General features: G+C 57.4%; 15 protein-coding genes. 3 read left to right on the top strand and 12 right to left on the bottom strand.

Translation table 11 applies throughout. The features are described from left to right. Window positions 1–73 precede the first annotated feature (73 nt). Window positions 74–328 carry a recombinase family protein gene (locus C8J47_RS19760; RefSeq protein WP_121884037.1) on the top strand — a complete coding sequence of 85 codons (255 nt, stop codon included), beginning with the start codon at window positions 74–76 and terminating at the stop codon, window positions 326–328. On the opposite strand, the gene C8J47_RS00630 is transcribed toward C8J47_RS19760, so the two are convergent. The 8 genes from C8J47_RS00630 to C8J47_RS00600 all read right to left on the bottom strand — a co-directional run bounded on the left by C8J47_RS00630 (window position 325) and on the right by C8J47_RS00600 (window position 11,096). Continuing rightward, the gene (locus tag C8J47_RS00630; RefSeq protein WP_147454251.1) at window positions 325–954 is read right to left on the bottom strand and encodes a hypothetical protein; all 630 of its coding nucleotides are present in this window, start codon (window positions 952–954) and stop codon (window positions 325–327) included. The two genes, C8J47_RS19760 and C8J47_RS00630, sit on opposite strands and share 4 nt — an antisense overlap. Window positions 955–1,439: 485 nt before the next feature. After that, the gene (locus tag C8J47_RS00625; RefSeq protein WP_121884035.1) at window positions 1,440–3,317 is read right to left on the bottom strand and encodes an AAA family ATPase; all 1,878 of its coding nucleotides are present in this window, start codon (window positions 3,315–3,317) and stop codon (window positions 1,440–1,442) included. Then, window positions 3,317–5,071, bottom strand: a complete 1,755-nt coding sequence (locus tag C8J47_RS00620) for a restriction endonuclease subunit S (RefSeq protein ID WP_121884034.1) — start codon at window positions 5,069–5,071, stop codon at window positions 3,317–3,319. The genes C8J47_RS00625 and C8J47_RS00620 overlap by 1 nt, the downstream gene beginning before the upstream one ends. Then, a complete protein-coding gene (locus C8J47_RS19420; RefSeq protein ID WP_259467277.1) occupies window positions 5,068–5,514 on the bottom strand; it encodes an SAM-dependent methyltransferase in 447 nt (148 codons plus the stop codon). The genes C8J47_RS00620 and C8J47_RS19420 overlap by 4 nt, the downstream gene beginning before the upstream one ends. Further along, on the bottom strand, window positions 5,454–6,542 hold the full coding sequence (locus C8J47_RS00615; protein ID WP_259467276.1) for a class I SAM-dependent DNA methyltransferase: 1,089 nt from the start codon (window positions 6,540–6,542) through the stop codon (window positions 5,454–5,456). The genes C8J47_RS19420 and C8J47_RS00615 overlap by 61 nt, the downstream gene beginning before the upstream one ends. Next, window positions 6,539–8,905, bottom strand: a complete 2,367-nt coding sequence (hsdR, locus tag C8J47_RS00610) for an EcoAI/FtnUII family type I restriction enzme subunit R (RefSeq protein ID WP_121884038.1) — start codon at window positions 8,903–8,905, stop codon at window positions 6,539–6,541. The genes C8J47_RS00615 and hsdR overlap by 4 nt, the downstream gene beginning before the upstream one ends. Window positions 8,906–9,223: 318 nt before the next feature. Then, window positions 9,224–10,252: a hypothetical protein gene (locus C8J47_RS00605; protein WP_121884033.1), complete on the bottom strand. Its 1,029-nt coding sequence runs from the start codon at window positions 10,250–10,252 to the stop codon at window positions 9,224–9,226. A 10-nt stretch (window positions 10,253–10,262) separates the two neighbouring features. Further along, window positions 10,263–11,096: a GIY-YIG nuclease family protein gene (locus C8J47_RS00600; protein ID WP_121884032.1), complete on the bottom strand. Its 834-nt coding sequence runs from the start codon at window positions 11,094–11,096 to the stop codon at window positions 10,263–10,265. A gap of 44 nt (window positions 11,097–11,140) precedes the next feature. Between C8J47_RS00600 and C8J47_RS00595 the strand changes: the two genes are divergently transcribed. Then, on the top strand, window positions 11,141–11,407 hold the full coding sequence (locus tag C8J47_RS00595) for a hypothetical protein (RefSeq protein WP_147454250.1): 267 nt from the start codon (window positions 11,141–11,143) through the stop codon (window positions 11,405–11,407). Window positions 11,408–11,648: 241 nt separating this feature from the next. Here the strand turns inward: C8J47_RS00595 and C8J47_RS00590 are convergent, their stop codons facing one another. The 4 genes from C8J47_RS00590 to C8J47_RS00575 form a co-directional block, all read right to left on the bottom strand. Next, a complete protein-coding gene (locus C8J47_RS00590; protein ID WP_121884030.1) occupies window positions 11,649–14,192 on the bottom strand; it encodes a DUF5906 domain-containing protein in 2,544 nt (847 codons plus the stop codon). A 134-nt stretch (window positions 14,193–14,326) separates the two neighbouring features. Further along, on the bottom strand, window positions 14,327–14,530 hold the full coding sequence (locus tag C8J47_RS00585; RefSeq protein ID WP_121884029.1) for an AlpA family transcriptional regulator: 204 nt from the start codon (window positions 14,528–14,530) through the stop codon (window positions 14,327–14,329). Window positions 14,531–14,641: 111 nt separating this feature from the next. Then, window positions 14,642–14,983 (bottom strand): hypothetical protein, encoded by a 342-nt coding sequence (locus tag C8J47_RS18790; protein WP_147454249.1) that lies wholly within the window; start codon window positions 14,981–14,983, stop codon window positions 14,642–14,644. Window positions 14,984–15,102: 119 nt separating this feature from the next. Next, window positions 15,103–15,885 carry a hypothetical protein gene (locus C8J47_RS00575; protein ID WP_121884027.1) on the bottom strand — a complete coding sequence of 261 codons (783 nt, stop codon included), beginning with the start codon at window positions 15,883–15,885 and terminating at the stop codon, window positions 15,103–15,105. Window positions 15,886–16,061: 176 nt separating this feature from the next. Here C8J47_RS00575 and C8J47_RS00570 point away from each other — a divergent pair. Continuing rightward, window positions 16,062–16,235, top strand: a 174-nt coding sequence (locus C8J47_RS00570) for a transposase (protein ID WP_147454248.1), incomplete at its 3' end; no start/stop codon positions are given.

The raw sequence follows: 16,235 nt of genomic DNA, 5'->3' as shown, positions 1-16,235 counted from the left end.
CGGGTTTAAACCCGACCGTTGCTTCACCCGCGCTCCTGCGCGACAACAACGGTCGGTCTCTGGTTGCAGTTGGATGAAAGGCGGGGGTCACGTCAGTTGCCGTGAGGCGGCAACCGCAGGTGCTCGCAAGCGGCACACGAAACGCCTAGCGCTGGCCCGGACCCTACATGCTACAATTGCCTCGTTCGATTCCGATGAAGGCCAAACCGCAGCAAGTATCGCCCGGGCCCTTAACGCGCGGCAGATACCTTCCCCAACTGGCAAAGTTTGGTACCGACAACAGGTCACGCGGCTCGGCCTGACAAGTTCAGTTCAGATGTCTACCTAGTTAAGAACGTCAGACCTCAGCGGCGACCCCGTCGCAGATATGGCCGAAATAGCAATAGCCCACTTATCTCCGCTCACCCGGTCGCCGCGTGCGTAACAGCCCCGCATCCGGCAATCTGCATACTTAATTGCCCTTGTTCGTAGATTTGCCATCCTCTTACGAAGGTATGGCAAATCAGCGATGGGATCGCCCGGCTCACAAAGTTTGTTTATTGCGGCGGTTGCTCTGTGGTCGGGGAACCTCCAGCGAGTTTTTTCATTCCAGAAGTTGATATCTTCATACTCACCTTCCCACCAGTCCGGTAAAAACCGTACCACTCTAACTTCGCTCGCTTCATTCCAGCGAAAATCTAGTACCAGCTTGGCTTCGTCGTCCCAGACCTTCAACTGCATGAAGTCGTCCGACCCGACCTGAGGCATCAACACGCTTGCTTGAAAAAATCCAAAATCATATGTCAGCCACCCTGCGATCAGTGGGGGTATGCAGTAACAGTGCATCAGCGTGAGGATCATGTCCCGCATACGGCTTGCGCGTTCTAAGCGGCGGACTGTTCCCGCCTCTGGCCACCACAAAGACGCTTTGATCCGGTCCGCGGCGCTTTCATATTCGTAAATCTCTTCGGACATAATTTTCCCTCTGCCCAGGTGGGCTTGGCTGGCCAGCACCGCTGGCATCGGCCGAGGGAAAAGTCGGCAGGCTTAAAATCGCCTGTCACACCGCTCGAAATCTTATCGTGGCCTTAATGTTCGGGCTCACGCTAAATTTCAAGACAGGGAGCGCGAAATGTCCACGCCTATCGTGCGCACGGAAGCGCAAAGGTCCGCTTGGGGAACTGGGTCCGGCATTTTTTGCCTGCACAAGAGCGTTGGTGACGGCCATTGGCAGACGAACGGTAGTTACGCGCGCGTACTGTCGCAGCTTTGAAGTCGACCCATGGTTTGACATCGATCAACGATGGACGATTCCCTTGAGGAAATACTAGCAAACCTATAACTAAGGGCTCACGAATCTTTTGAGCAGTATCTTCCGCTTCAGGAGCTTATCGAATGATGCAGGAATTAAACCTCACGCGACTAGTAGTATACTAGTTACCTACGAACGGAGTACAGCATTATACTGCGTCAATTCTGTTTAACATAAACTCAAAAATCGGCCTGAAGGGTTCGAAATGGACTGCATCGATTTCAGGCACGACATTCTGCGCAAAATCTACTTTGCCCCCGATAAAGCGCCGCCATGCAGCGGGATGCTCGGTGTCGACGGCGAAATGATGCTCCAGGCCAGGGACGTCATGAAATAGAAGCTCAATGGTGAAGCTTGATCGGTCGCCGTAGGTTCGTCCCGTATTGGCGTTCCACACCTGATTGCTGACGGTCAGCTCCATGGGGATGGGTAGCATCATCGCGTAGCCGGGCTGGTTGTTGCGCTTGCACGCCAAGCCTTTTGATACGTCGTTTTCTTCTAGGCCGCCGTTGAGGATCAACGATTGCTTGACGCCGCCAACCGCCGCCCAGTCGCCGTACGCGTTGTCAAAATCGAACAGCGCGAAAAACGTACGCCCTGGATTACCTTGATATAATTCCTGTCGACCCATCTGCTTGCGGAGGTGCCCACAGTCAAAACACTGCGCAATATCAAAGGGAGGCTTTACTCCAGGATTAAGCTTCCGCCAAGCGGTCTTAACTATCTCTGCATCTGTCACGCCTTCGGTGAACATGACAGATTGCGATGTGTTGGCGAGAATTTGCTCGATATTAAGGGTTGCTTCCGTTTCGGAGAATGTAATCAACCCCGCTGAAAGCGAGCGGACAATTGTAGATTTTTCCATTTGCTCAGCGGTCACGCCCGCCGCGCCGGATGAAAAAAGGCGGATGCGACTGTCGCACTGCGCGGCTACAGTCGATGCGCTGTGACTGCTGAGCAGGATATGATTGGTCTTTGCTGCCTCCGCCGATATGGCGCTAACCTGATCAAGAAAATCGAACTGCCACTCGGGATGCAGGAATGCGTCTGGCTCATCCAGCAGGATTAGACAATTCCTGTGCTTGAACAACTCGGACACGGCGAAGACATAGACGGATTGAAACTGGCCATCACTGAAGCGGTTCAGTTGTGAAACTTCCAGACCGTCCAGCACGATCCGAATTCCGATGTCTTCCAGCATCCCGACGACGCGTAAAGCATCGAATGATCGAAAGATTGTTTCCGAAGTCAGGTCACCATAAGCCTCGCGGAATTCGTCAAGGTTGCATTCCAGAACGTAGTGATCCTTCTCCCTGTCATAGAGGGTGCCGGGTGTGAATGCGTCTGCCATGCACGCGACAAGCTGATCAAGAAAGGAACGGACGACGCCGGTCGCTCCCCAGAAAAGTTGCCTATCCTCGAAGGGGTCAAAATCACCCGTGCCTGCAAATGCAGGACGTTTTAGCACGATCCGGACCATGCGGCTGTTGCTGAGGATGCCCAGTTTCTGACAAAGATACCCACGCGCCAGACTAGCTTCTGGCAACAGCATCAACACGACGATCAGCAGCTGCTTGCAGGCCGGGCCAATGCCGACGAAGCGCGGGAGCATCGTTGCGCCCGCCCGGCGAAGGTTGCGGCGATAGCGGCCCTCATACCGCGCCACCAGCGCGGTCACGTTGTCGTTCTGACCTGAATAATAGACCAGCACATTGTCTGGCAACGGAGTTGCGCCAAAGGTCCGTCGCCCGGCATCATCGTTGATATTCAGAAGGCCATCGCGCCATTCGATCCGAGTCTCAACTCCGCCAATTTCGAAGCTAATTGCGTAATCGAAACCTGGGCCGGCGGCATCGGGATCGAAATCGAAGATATGGTCGAAGACCTCAATTAAGGCTTCGAGAAAGTTGGATTTGCCCGACCCATTCTTGCCGACGAAGATGTCGATGAAGCCATCGCCATCGAAGCCGATCGAGAAATCGCGGAGGTTTTTGTACTGGCCGATCCAAACCGAACGAAGGCGCATTAGGCGGCAGCCCGTTCGGTAATGGCGTCGGCGAGGTAGCGCTGGATTCCGCCGACGTCGGCGATTCGGGCCTTAAGCGCGTCGCACAGCGCCATCAGGGCGTCAACTTTGGCTACAATGCGGGCCATCTCCGGAAGGGGTGGTAGGGGAACCAGCAGCGTTTCTAGAATGCCGAGGTTGATATTCTTCTGTGCCGTTGACGGTGCGAATCTTAACAGATCGGCTTTCGCAGTTCTTATAAAATAGAGAAAGTACCGGGGGTCGGTGATTGGCCTAGCAGGAACGAAGCCGACAACGCTATCCGGGAAGCAGGCGTCGAAGCCCATGATAGCGGCATCCGCGATGTTCGCGGCGATCGTGATGCAAAGCGTGCCCTCTTTCCAAAGTTTGCTTTGCGCCAATCCCAGGTCACTATAATGGGAATGCACTTCGTTGATTAAGCCAGTTGCCCGAGCAACTTCGCCGGTCTGAATAAGGGGGTAAATGCCCGGCGAGAACAGCTTTGGGTCATTCCTTGGCCGGTGCTTCGATTTACCACGTTCAAAGATGCCGAGTTCTGGGAAGCGGGCCCAGGCCCATCCACTTGGCAAGGAAAATGGCAACATAGAATGGTCCACGCCAGGCAATAGCTTATTGCGCTTGGCAAGTCCCTGCCGAATTAAGTTAGCTTTCTCCTTCGCAGTCCGTTTCAATAGCTCTGAAGCTGCCTCATCTCTCGCGTTCTGTTCCACCAGCTTGCCGCGTACCGCAAGGTCGAGGATGGTTTGCTTGAGTGCGTCGATGCTAGCATCGGTAATGAAGAGGGCGTCGAAATGGCGTTCCAGCCTCGCCCATTGGAGCGTGAGATCTGCGGCGTCTGCGCTGTTCACGAGCGTGGCGAGCAGTTCGTCCACTAGTGCCTGATGCGCGGCCATCGCGCCCGCGCTTTTCCGTTCCAGCGCATCGCACAGCGCCATCAACTCATCTACCTTCGCCACAATCCGTCTCTGCTCGGGGAGGGGGGGAAGTGGAAATGGCAAAGCTAAGAACTTCGCTCGGGAAATACCGCCGATAATTCCCGTCATATCGTCCGAAAAGCATTTGAAGAAAAACTCGGAAAGATAGGTGTAAAGAATATAGCGGGGGGCAATCTGTGACCACGGCTCGTTGACTATCAGTTTGTTTCCAAAGGCGATTTCGCGATCGCTTACGGCTATCTTTCGGCCCGCACTCCCGCCTTCGGCGCAAATGAACACGGAATTTGGTCTCGCAACGTTGAACCTCTTGTCATCTAGCGCGACGGTTAGCCCGTTGTCATAGTCAATCGGATCAAGTCCGTAGCCAACGTCCTTCGTAGCCACGAAAGGTCGGCCTTCGCTATTTGCCGCCAATTCCGACCTGAGGGATGAATCTATGCTATTGCCAGTAAAGATGTTGCCAGTCTGCCAAAGTGGCAGCCATGTCCAACCGGAGGGTAAAACAAACGGCTTGCTACTCGGCGTAGTTGGACCCTTGGTAGCTTTGATTTCTCGAGCCTTGATCCGTCCCTGTCGTTCCGCCGCCATCTTAATAAGTAGCGCAGTCGCCGGTTCATCTTCCGGATTCTGCGGCAGCAACTTGCCGCGCACTGCCAGATCGAGGATCAGCGCGCGGAGTCGCTCAACGCCGTAGTGGCTGAACCGCTTGCCGACGCCGCGCCCTGCGCTGGATTTGCGCTGGGTCGCGCTAGTCCAGATATCGATAGTGTTGGCCACCAGTGCGGCAATGTCGCTCACGCCCGCGTGCCCCCGAGCGCGTCTGCAAGGATGCCCTTCAACTGGTCGCGGATAGACTGAAGGTCGGACTGCTGCGCAGCATAGGCGGCGAGCAGTTCATCGGGATCATGGCTAATCGCTTCTACCTGATGCGGGTTCTTGCAATCTAAGTTATACCCGCGCGCAGCGACTTCGGCCGCGCTGATCTTCCAAGCTTGCTCCGTCTCTTTGCGGTCGCGGAAGCCGTCAGTCTCATCTCCCCACCACGCCTGCTCCACCGCAAACTCGTTAAGCTGCATCGGTTTGGTCTTGTTGTAGCTAGTTACCCCATCCGGGTAGGGGTGTTCGTAGAACCAGACATTCTTGGTTGGCGTCCCCTTGGTGAAGAACAGGATGTTGGTCTTTATGCTGGTGTGGGGGCGAACACGCCGTTGGGCAGGCGGACGATCGTGTGGAGGTTGCACTCCTCGATCAGGATTTGCTTGAGAGTCGACTTCACCCCCTCGCCAAACAGGAAACCATCCGGCAGCACCACCGCCGCGCGGCCATTGGTCTTGAGCAGCCGGATTATCAGCGCCATGAACAGGTCGGCCGTTTCGCGGGTCCGCAAGTGGCTGGGGAAATTGTTTTCGATCCCGTCCTCTTCCATCCCGCCGAAGGGCGGATTGGTGGCTATGACAGCGACGCGATCCTTATCCGTGTAATCCCGATAGGCCTTAGTCAGCGTGTTGCCGTGGCGGATGTCGCTGGGCGTATCGATGCCGTGCAGGATCATGTTGGTGATGCACAGCATGTGCGGCAGCGACTTTTTCTCCACGCCCCGGATCGAGCCGCGCAGAACTTCCTCCTCTGCTGTTGAAGTAACGCTTTTTCGCTTGTGATCGATGGCGCAGGTAAGGAAGCCGCCAGTTCCGCAGGCGGGATCTAAGACGGTTTCACCCAATTGCGGGTTCAGCCGGTTGATGATGAACTGGGTAACGGCTCGGGGTGTGTAGAACTCGCCTGCATTGCCCGCACTTTGCAGATCCTTAAGCACCTGCTCATAGATTGCGCCGAAGGTATGACGATCATCACTGTTGTTGAAGTCGACCTCGTTTATCTTGTTGATCACCTGCCGCAGCAGGGTGCCCGATTTCATGTAGTTGTAGGTATCTTCGAACACGTCGCGTATTACCTGCGCGCGCTTCGCCACGTCGCCTTGCGCGGGCAAATCACCCTTCAACTTGGCGAAAAGCTGTAGGTTGACGAAATCGAGTAGCTTTTCCCCGGTATCGCCTTCCTTGTCCGCAGCCCAGTTCCGCCAGCGCAGATGCTCGGGCAGCGGAGACACGAAATCGTCGTCGATGAGCTCAAGCTCCGCCTCGCGGTCGTCGAGGATCTTGAGGAAAAACAGCCAGACCAGCTGGCTGATCCGCTGCGCGTCGCCATCTACACCGACATCCTTGCGCATGATGTCCTGGATGGATTTTATGACGCCGGAGACGTTACTCATTCGTTCGCTGCCTGCTCGTAAATTTGGTCTTCGAGTTCTCGAAGCGCCGCGTCATAGGCATCCTTGCCGCCAAAGGCACCCTTGATGATCTCTATCGGGGTCCCGAGCTGCGCGAATGGCTTGAGGCGCAGGACCTTAGTGTCCTCGATCGTCTCGACACCGTCATCGGCATATTTTTCCAGTAGCGCCTCCAGGACGGCGCGTGCCTTGTCACCATATTTAGCAAAGTAATTGCGCTTCTTGACTTTTTCCGCTCGCTCACGCCGGGTCAGAGGCGGCGCACCGAAGGCGATGTGGATCAGCAGATCGAAATCACCAAAGTCCTTGCCGACCGTTTCGGCGAGGTTCTCCAGGATGACACCGCGCTGTTCCAACTCGGCGATGATCGCGTGTTTGCGCTCTCTGGCGTTCCAGTGCCGGATGAATTCATCAAGCGAGCGATATTCCGCTGCAATCTGTTTACGGGCGTATTCGCGGTAGGACTCGGTCACCAGCTTACCGTCGCTGCCGACATATTCGATTTGTTCGTTAATCACGCGGGCAGTCACGCCGCTGACTACGAACTTTTTCCGTGTACCACTGGTGGTGCCGTCATCGTCGTCGTCATCCGGCGTGCCATCGCCATCCGGATCGTCTTGAGGGTCCGGTGGGACGGGATCATCACCCTCGCCAGGGTTGTAGATGACAATCGGCGGGCCATCGAAGTCGTCGTCACGGAAAAGCACAGTCGCGCGCTTAAAATCCATAATGGTAAAGAAGAACTTGTTGTTCTCCTCGTCAATCCGGGTGCCACGCCCGATGATCTGTTTAAACATTGTCATCGAATTGATCGTGCGGTCAATGACGATCAGCTTGCACGTCTTGGCATCGACGCCAGTGGTCAGTAGCTGAGATGTGGTGGCGATGACCGGGTACGGCTCCTCTGGGTCGATAAATTTGTCCAGCTCCGCCTTACCTTCAGCACTGTCACCGGTGATCCGCATGACATATTTGCTATTTTCCTTGGCCAGCTTGCCCGCCGCGTTTACGATGGCTCTTCGCATTCGCTCGGCATGATCGATATCTTCACAGAAGATGATCGTTTTCGACATTGGGTCGGTCGCACGTAGGAGTTTCATCACCCGCTCGGCGACCAGTTTCGTTCGCTGATTCAGTACCAGTGTGCGGTCCATGTCCTTCTGGTTGTATTCGCGGTCTTCAATCAGCCCGCCAAGATCATCGACCGTCCCAGGCGGCGGCGTCCAACCGTCCACGTCGCGGTCAATATCAATCCGGATAACCTTGTAAGGCGCTAGGAAGCCGTCCTCGATCCCTTGCTTCAGGGTGTATGTGTAAACCGGGCTTCCAAAGTATGTGATGTTGGAAGCGTACTTCGTCTCCTTCGGCGTGGCCGTCATTCCGACTTGGACCGCGCCGTCGAAATAATTGAGGATTTCGCGCCAGGCGGCGTCCTCTGCAGCGCTACCTCGATGGCATTCGTCGATAACGATCAGATCGAAGAAGTCCCTCGATACAGATTTGTAGATCTTTTCTGATTCCTCGGTGCCGGTGATCGCTTGATAGAGACCGAGATGTATTTCGTAGGCCGGATCAATTTTGCGATTCTTGATCTTCGTCATTGCCGCGCCGAAAGGCTTGAAATCGTTGACGAGTGTCTGATCGACCAGAATGTTACGATCTGCGAGGAACAGAATACGCTTGACCGTTCCGGCCTTCCACAGGCGCCAGATAATCTGGAACGTCGTGTAGGTCTTACCGGTGCCCGTTGCCATCACCAGTAGCACCCGCTTCTGGCCCTTCGCGACGGCCTCTACCGTCCGATTGATGGCATCCACTTGATAATATCGCGGTTCCTTCCCCGAAGGATCGATGTGGTAGGATTGTTGGACGAGGTTTTGCTCGTCCGCCGTAATTTGGTGAAACTTTCGGTAGCGATCCCACAAGGTCTGTGGGTTAGGGAAATCTCCCATGCCGTATTCTATTTCGGTGGCTCCTTCAGCGGAGGCCGCGCGATCATGATCGGCAAATCCATCACCGTTGGAGCTAAATGCACTCGGCACGTCTAGAATCTCGGCATAGCCCAACGCCTGTTGAAGCCCGCTGCTAATAGAATGCCTGTTGTCCTTGGCCTCAACGACGGCCAGCGGCAGTCCAGGCTTCAAAAACAGGACGTAGTCGGCAAACTTTCGATGCTTTTTATTACGAGAGGACAAATTACCCCGTACGATCACGGGTCCCGGAGATAGCGTTACTTCGCGTCGGATTTGCTGAATCGGGTCCCATCCCGCCTGCTTGATCGCGGGCGTGATGAAAAGATCGCAAATATCTATCTCGCTACACTTCTTTTTCTGAGCGTCGTCCAAGCCCGGCTGCTCCACAAATTCGTCCGTTATCAAAGAAGTTCAGTAGCTGATCACATCGGCAAACTACCCTACCGAAAGGCAGCGACAAGTCACGCTATGCTCATTGCGGACTGAGAAAAGCCCGCGCGTGGGCGGCGGACCATAAATCACTGCGGGGCGCGCGGATAAGTTATGCGTAATAGGCTTAAGCCGCTAGAAGCGGTGGCGTGGCAAGTCGCTACCCGACGGGCATCCGAGCAATTGCTTCGGCACGTGAGCGAATGAAGTGGCGACCGGAGCCAGGGTGACGGCTGCCAGTCATCACGGCGACCGCGCGTGTTATGCCGCTAATTCCCGATGTAAAATCCGATGACAGTTAGCGCATAGGCACATCAGGTCTGCTAACCGCGTCACGTGCCCCGCCGCCATGTCTGCCACCTGAATGCCCGCGTGATGCACCTCAATCACGGCGTCGCCGTGCGGTCCCAGCGTCTCGCTCGGCACGATGCCGCAACGTTCGCACTGCAGGTATCCTAGCTGATCCGTCATGGCGCGCCGCTTTGCCGCCGCCAGGGCGGGCTTACGCTCCCTACGCAGGTGCGCCACGAGCTTCGGCTGCCCCTCCGCTGCGGCTAAATCGGGGTCTACAGGCTGAATGCCGCTCCCGGGCAACACCTCGCCCTTACGCACGATCGGGTACCCTGCGGCTTCCAAGATTCGAAAGCAGGGAGTGCCAAGACCGGCGGTAAAGTGCTCGGGCCGTGCGTCCAACCCAATAGCTTCCTGCAATGCCAATCCGAAGACCTGCTTCGGCGGTAGAAGCTCGCCGTTCGGTGCGACAAGGTCAAAGTCGCGGGACGGCGCGAAGTTTGGTGCGTCCTCGCCTGCCAGCAAGCGCTTCACCGCCACGTCCACGTGCGCAGCGGTAACCTTGCGTAGTTGCGCGGCCCGCAACCTGCCGTCGGCTCGATCGGCAGCATGGTCCTGCGTTTCTAAAACAACGGCAAGATCGGCCCCTGTATGCGGAGGCGCTGCCAACAATATGCGGCGCCACGCGCCGTTACTGGAGCTGCCTGCGTTCATGGCGCGCACCAGGGTGTTAAACCGCTCAGTCAATTCGCCGCCGCGGGGGAACGTCAACTTGCGCTGAGCCAAGGGTTGGTCTTGGACCGGCGCGCTGTCCAGGTACACTTCGTACGCGATACCCGCCCCATCTAGCCGCGAAAGGATCTGTTCCAGGGCCTGGCGATAATCCCGGTTGCGGTCGGTGCCGCTTCGGCTGTGCAAGACAATGCCACGTGCGTCGGCTTCCACGCGTGCATTCAGCGGGGCTCCGCTGTGCGAGCGCAAGGTGATGTCGACGGCCATGGGCTTCTCGCTAGTTGAGGTTCAAGCCAACGTCGCGGCTAAGCAGCTTACGCTTCCATAGCGCCTCTATTTCGCCAATGCGTGGCAAGTCGTTGGTGCCCACTACCTCCAGCACACTTACCTGGTAATCGCTTGGGTCGCGCAGTCGCAGCCCCACGTTACCGCCGTGCCCACTTGCCACGTACTCGCGCCAACGGCCGAGGAAGCCATCCTCGCCCGCAGCCTGGCCCACGTAATGCTCACGCGTGCGCGGGCACGCCAGTAGGTAGATGCCGCGCGCAGAACGTAGCGCCTCCTGCCACCCCTTCGGCATGGCCTCTAGGGCGGATAGGTTGGTTACGAACCGCGTAAAGCCAGGGAACCGCTCTTCTTCAAGTTGGCGGGTCAGCGCGACGATCTGCTTTGCGCCGCCGTCCCCCCGCTGAACCCAACTGCGGGTGCCCAGGCCCCAGTCGACCGACAAGCGGCCCACGTACTCGGCCATCGCGTCCAAGCGGCGGCAGTTGTACAGGTCGTATTGCCGCCCCTTGCCCGTGCCCGGCGCCATCCCAGTCAGTGGGTCGATCATGTCGGGCGGCACCAAGCCGGCAAGCGCCGCCGAGTACAATCCGACGAACAACGTGTCCCCCGCGGGCGGGACCACAAAGCTCGCCCAGCACGGGGCCGCGAAGTACGCGCGACGCTCGGGGTCTTGCGTGGACTGGTACTGCTCGAACAGCTCGCGATGGTCGCGCCATAGGCTGTAGGGGGTGCGGCCGCCGGGGTAGACCTTGTGGTGCCTCAGCAGGCGCACGGCGGCGGGGTCGATGCCGGCGGCAGTTAGGGCGTTGGCGAAGGTGAGCATACCCACTTCATAAACCGCGTATTGCCGACCGTGTCACTGGTCCCATGAGCAAGCGCGCCGTACCATCGGCTATGACAAACGAAACGAAGCACCTCACCCTCGGCAAAACCGCATATGAGGCCGACCGCATAACCGATGGCACCCATGGCATCGGCTATATCGAATTGCGGCGGCCTGGTAGCAGCGAGCCGTTGGCGCGGATCAATTACCACGGCCCTGGCACGGAATTGGACCTGTGTACGTACGGGACGCCGCTGCCGATGTCGGCAGTCGAGTGGCTGATTGAGAAGGGGCGCGAAAAGTTGGCCTGACGCGGCGCGCCCTATGCCACCTTCGGCGCAAATACACGGTAGTATCGGTAAAATTATTGGATCACGCTTGCGGTGACCGTCTAAAGCTCAGCCGTTGACCGAAGTCATGTTACGCACGTTACACAAGAAGAAGCTAAATAATTTAATGAGAAAAGAGATTTAACGAAAAATAAGTAAACCTTATCAGGCGTCGTCTAGCGTAACTTGCGTAACAATGCGCTTCAATGGAGCTGTATCGCGGTTACCCCGCTCCCGGCTCAGACCAGGAATCGATACCAGTTGTCTCAGTGAAAGAGGCGCGAGCGACATCTAATGGTGGAAAATCATAAACGCGGCGCGTTCCCTTGCCATTTATCTCCGCGACACGCTCAACCCGGGACTCAAAGCCCGGTGGCATGTAAGTATGCAGCTTCGTGATCAGCAGGCGTTCGGTGCCACGATAGCGGTTGCGATTGCAATACTCGATAAAATCGTTCTTCACGTCGGCGAGAGGTACGGCAGTCGTCTTTGTGTCGTCCCAACGATATGGAACGGCAGACGGTCCATAGCCAGGAATGATAAAAATGCCCTCGTCCAACCGCTCTTGCAGCCAAGACTGGACCGGTTCTTGCGCCAGATTCAACAGCTTCTGCTTGCGCAAGGCCGGGGTGTTAGGAATCGCCTCGGGATTCCACCCCGAGATATTGCGCCCCAGCAGTTCGCCAAGCATAGCGCTGTATCCCCCTGTTTCCAGCTGCTCGACTAGGGCGCCAAAGTAAGTGCGCCGGGCATCAGGGTTTGCGATGGACGGGTGTGTAACGTTGAATACGGCATAGCGCCGGTCGTTTCCATCAACACGCACAACCTGATCGTTGTTGGAGGTGAGGATGATGCGAAGATGATTGGGCACGATCCATATGCCCATGAACTTTTCTTCAAGCCGCAGCGTCTTTTTGTTGATAATATCTTTGAAGACGCTGTCCTGCTTCCGGCTTTCGGGTGCAATTGCTTCCTCAAGGCCAAGGGTCAGCGTATGTTCGAGATGCGCGTTAAAGTTCCCGAGCACATCATCTGCGTGAGCAGTGGAGAAGTGGTGTTCGCCAAACAAGTAACCGTACACAACGGACAGGATGCTCTTCCCGGCGCCCTTCGCGCCGGTCAGCACCAACGCGGTTCCGACGGGTTCGCTGAGCCGCTGCACGCCGAATGCGAGCCAGTTGAGAATGTAGTTATACGACGCGCTGTCTCCATGCGCTACGTTGTGGAGCAAGTGTTCCTTTAGCCGCGACCAGCCCTCCGGCTCGTCTTTTGGCTCAACCGCGAAGCCTCGCCAAAGGTTTATCATGCCGCGACCCACACTACGGCCAGGAAGAAAGATTACGCCGTCGTATTCCCGCCGCTGCGCCGTACCGAACCACAGCCGGCCCAGCGGTACGGTCTTGCCTGGCTTGCCGTCCTCTACAGGCAGCTGCACAGACCTTACGTGCTTGTCCACGAAGTCACTTCGCCTGATGTACTCGGGGCGATACCGATTGAACCGCGGATCGAAGACTTCCCGGATGACTACAGTTTTGCCGCCGCGGACCACCACAGCGTGACTTTCGTTCATGGCTTCGATTTCAGCCCGGACCATGGCCTTGGCGTCTACGGTCTCGTTGCGCTGCTCTTCCTCTGCGACGCGATTAGCGCGGCGGAAAAGCCAGATCAGCGGCGGGCCGCTGAAGGCCTCATCCCTCGCGTAAAAAACCCAAAGCGCGGCCGGTTCGCCCTCCTTGTACTTTTTGCCCGTGGCCGACCATTCGTCGAAAGCGGTCAGCCCGGCGGCGCCAAAAGCATGATACCAGCACCGTGCGATGCGGCGCCACTCGCCGCTTCCCATGTCCGGATCGAGAATGGCAAGCGCATCGCTAGCCGCAGTAACGTCAACCCGGCTATAGCCGACCTCATGCCCCAAAAGCCGGCGAGTGGCGGCCTGTCGCTCGGGATTACGCAGCAAGGCTTCGGCGTCGTTGGCCGGAACCACGCGAGCGGTGTCGATCAAATGCTGCAAGTCCGCCGTAGAGGTAAACCCTTTCGGCGGGTCGTCGGCTAGGTCCCACTTGGCCGGAAAGTCGGGCGGGACGTCCACCACGGCAGCGCGTGCCGCGCCGGCATCTGTGAGCGCGCGCGCTGCAAACAGGCGGGCGGCGTTGCGACCCGTGATATCGTTGTCGGGCCAGACGGTTATGTTGCGGCAGGCGAGCATGGACATGTCCACACGCCGCACCGCGTTGGCACCGCCGGACCAGGTTATCACGACCATACCGGGCAAGAGGGTGCGAGCGGCATCCGCGGTCTTCTCGCCCTCAACCACCAGCACTGGTGCGTCAGGTCGCGCTACGAGAAGATCCAAACCGTACAGCGGCTTGCTGCCAGGCACGTCGGTAAACCAAAAAACATCCCGATCGCCTTCGGCCTTCCCGCAGTAACGCAACGGCAGCGGTATCTTGCGCTCGGTTGGATGGTCAAAGCGGACGACGCACTTCAGCAGCATGTTCTTCGTGTCCCGGTACTCGTACACCGTTGGCTTGTAGCCCTTCGACAGGAAGCCGTTGACCTTCTTACGGTCGTCGCCAGTCAACGCGTCGAGCAAGTTGCTGTCGTTAAGGTGCGGCGGAAACGGGACGATGCCTCCCTTGAAGTGCTTCCCAGTCTGCGTGCCAATTTCGACCCGGTCAGCGATCGGGAGCTGTTCGGCGGGATCGCGCGCCGGAGCACTTGCGTAGCGGATTGGCTCGTTGTCTTCGTCAACTTCGTCGTCGAACATGGGCAATACCTTTCCTGTCCACGCGAAGCCTCTTCGCGCGGATGTAGGTCGCAGCGGCGCTGCGAGGTTTCAGTGGTTGTTTATGCCTGGCGGCAAGCGGCGGGCGCGGTGCTCAGGCAGAAGTTGGTCCTGGCTTACCGAGCATCCAGCCAGGCTTGCACGGTGCTCTGCGACCAGCCGACGCGGCCCGGGCCAAGCCGCAGGCGAGGCGGGAAAGCCCCGGCCTTGGTCCAGCGGTCAACGGTGCTAGCGGATACCCCTAACCAGCTCGCAACGGCAGCCTTGGGGAGGATCCGGTCGGGCGCTGACGGCGAGTTGCCGACCATAATGGTGTTCATGTCTGTCTCCTACTGAGGCACATCGAGCTTCGATGCGCCTCAGAGCAAAGGGGGACCAGTGACGGTATTTGCCGTTTTACGGCGCAACCGCCGGTCTTAATGGCCGAATGCCTAGAAGGGGCGGGACTGCGCTTCGTGGATCATCGGATCAAACTCCGGGGGAACCTCGCCAAGACAGCGACGGCGCGTTTCCGGGTCGATGGTAAGGGTGACCGCCCCCCCTGCCACAGCATCGCAGCGGAGATCGGCAATAAGATGCAGCGTGTCCAAGCTGCCTTTCTTAAAGTAAACCGCACTGAGCACCGCTTCAGGCGGATCGCCAAAATGCTGACGGGTATCAAGGCCCGCCTCCTTAAGCATATCCTCAGTGTTGTTCGGGAAACTGCCGATGCCGACCAAACATTCCAAAACTAAGTAACCCTCAGGCGGGTTCAGTAGCGCGTCCGTATTCACTTTCTTTCTCCAGTCGCGTAAGTGCGACTGGAAGATGCTATTAGTGCGTAAAAGATGCGAGTCCACAAGCCTTTAGGGAGCAACGAAATACGTTACTCCCCGAGAACAACTTGACAGATTTAATTTAAGTCAACTGGACGCGCGACCTTTGGAAGCAGGTGCCACCAGCTGAATTCATCGTCGGCGGTAGTCCAAGGCTCCGCCAGTGCGTACCGGATGAGACTATCAATATCTGCAACGGTGTTCATACCAAGGGCGCCTAATACGTTCAGGGCAAGGTAGGCAGCATGTTGCCGGGGAAACGGGGGGCGCTGCTTTGATGCGATTGCAATGCCAACGTCGGGCGCGGTCTCGCTAAGAATGTTTGTCTCCGTCTTGCTAGAGACGCGCACCGGCGGCGCATACCCCTCAACGTAGATCAGGTATGCGCAAACGACCCGTATCGGCACCATAGCGAACAGGTCGCGTTCAGGCCGCCCTGTCTTGCGAGGCTGTCCCTCCAATTGGAAGCGGGGCGGCTCAGCGAGCCACGGCAGTAACGTGACCAGTTGTTTGAGGTATACCTCGCTGGAAACAAGCTCGTCCTCGGATACACGATCACACAGTAAGGCCCACAGATCACCTACGCTGCCCCCCCTTCCGGTGACACGTACGAGTTCCTCGGCGATGTGCGCGATTTCGTGAATCAACGCGGCGGCGTACTTTTCTTGGTCAACTAATCGCCGGTCCGTAGAGAAAAATTCGTGCCCTGGCCAACCCACCAACTGACCTAGCCAGTGGGCAAGAACCTCAGGCTCCCGTGGCCGACGGACGGGGGATAACTTCGCAAATGCAGCGGACACCTTCGCTTCAACCTGCTGCTCGGGTCCTAGTTCGTATTGGTTTGCAGTCATGGTCGTCATGTCGCCGCTCCTTTGTTGGCGACAATCCAGCTGCATGCACTTTGCTCGCAGATCAAAGAAAACTTGCTTATTTTAAGCAAGTTTTTTGGCGGCATGCAGCCCTGCTTAGGTTCAAGCTGACCTGCTCCCCAGAAATCATGCCATTGGTAAGTTAGCTCGTCAGATGGAGACGAGTGATGCGGCGAGGCCGATTTACCGAGGATCAGATCATTGGCGTGCTGCGCGAGCATGAGGCCGGCGTGAAGACCGCCGACTTGTGCCGGAAGCATGGGATCAGTGACGCGACGTTCTACAACTGGAAGGCGAAGTACGGCGGGATGACCGTGTCGGAGGCGGCGCGGTTGCGGGCG

It is taken from the genome of Sphingomonas sp. PP-F2F-G114-C0414, from assembly GCF_003688595.1.
Taxonomy (GTDB): domain Bacteria; phylum Pseudomonadota; class Alphaproteobacteria; order Sphingomonadales; family Sphingomonadaceae; genus Sphingomonas.
This window is presented reverse-complemented; position numbering and strand designations above follow the sequence as displayed.

Coding starts and splice junctions, on each gene's coding strand:
- C8J47_RS19760 (WP_121884037.1), top strand. CDS start 74: ATGAAAGGCGGGGGTCACGTCAGTTGCCGTGAGGCGGCAACCGCAGGT.
- C8J47_RS00630 (WP_147454251.1), bottom strand. CDS start 954: ATGTCCGAAGAGATTTACGAATATGAAAGCGCCGCGGACCGGATCAAA.
- C8J47_RS00625 (WP_121884035.1), bottom strand. CDS start 3,317: ATGCGCCTTCGTTCGGTTTGGATCGGCCAGTACAAAAACCTCCGCGAT.
- C8J47_RS00615 (WP_259467276.1), bottom strand. CDS start 6,542: ATGAGTAACGTCTCCGGCGTCATAAAATCCATCCAGGACATCATGCGC.
- C8J47_RS00605 (WP_121884033.1), bottom strand. CDS start 10,252: ATGGCCGTCGACATCACCTTGCGCTCGCACAGCGGAGCCCCGCTGAAT.
- C8J47_RS00600 (WP_121884032.1), bottom strand. CDS start 11,096: ATGCTCACCTTCGCCAACGCCCTAACTGCCGCCGGCATCGACCCCGCC.
- C8J47_RS00595 (WP_147454250.1), top strand. CDS start 11,141: ATGAGCAAGCGCGCCGTACCATCGGCTATGACAAACGAAACGAAGCAC.
- C8J47_RS00590 (WP_121884030.1), bottom strand. CDS start 14,192: ATGTTCGACGACGAAGTTGACGAAGACAACGAGCCAATCCGCTACGCA.
- C8J47_RS00585 (WP_121884029.1), bottom strand. CDS start 14,530: ATGAACACCATTATGGTCGGCAACTCGCCGTCAGCGCCCGACCGGATC.
- C8J47_RS00575 (WP_121884027.1), bottom strand. CDS start 15,885: ATGACGACCATGACTGCAAACCAATACGAACTAGGACCCGAGCAGCAG.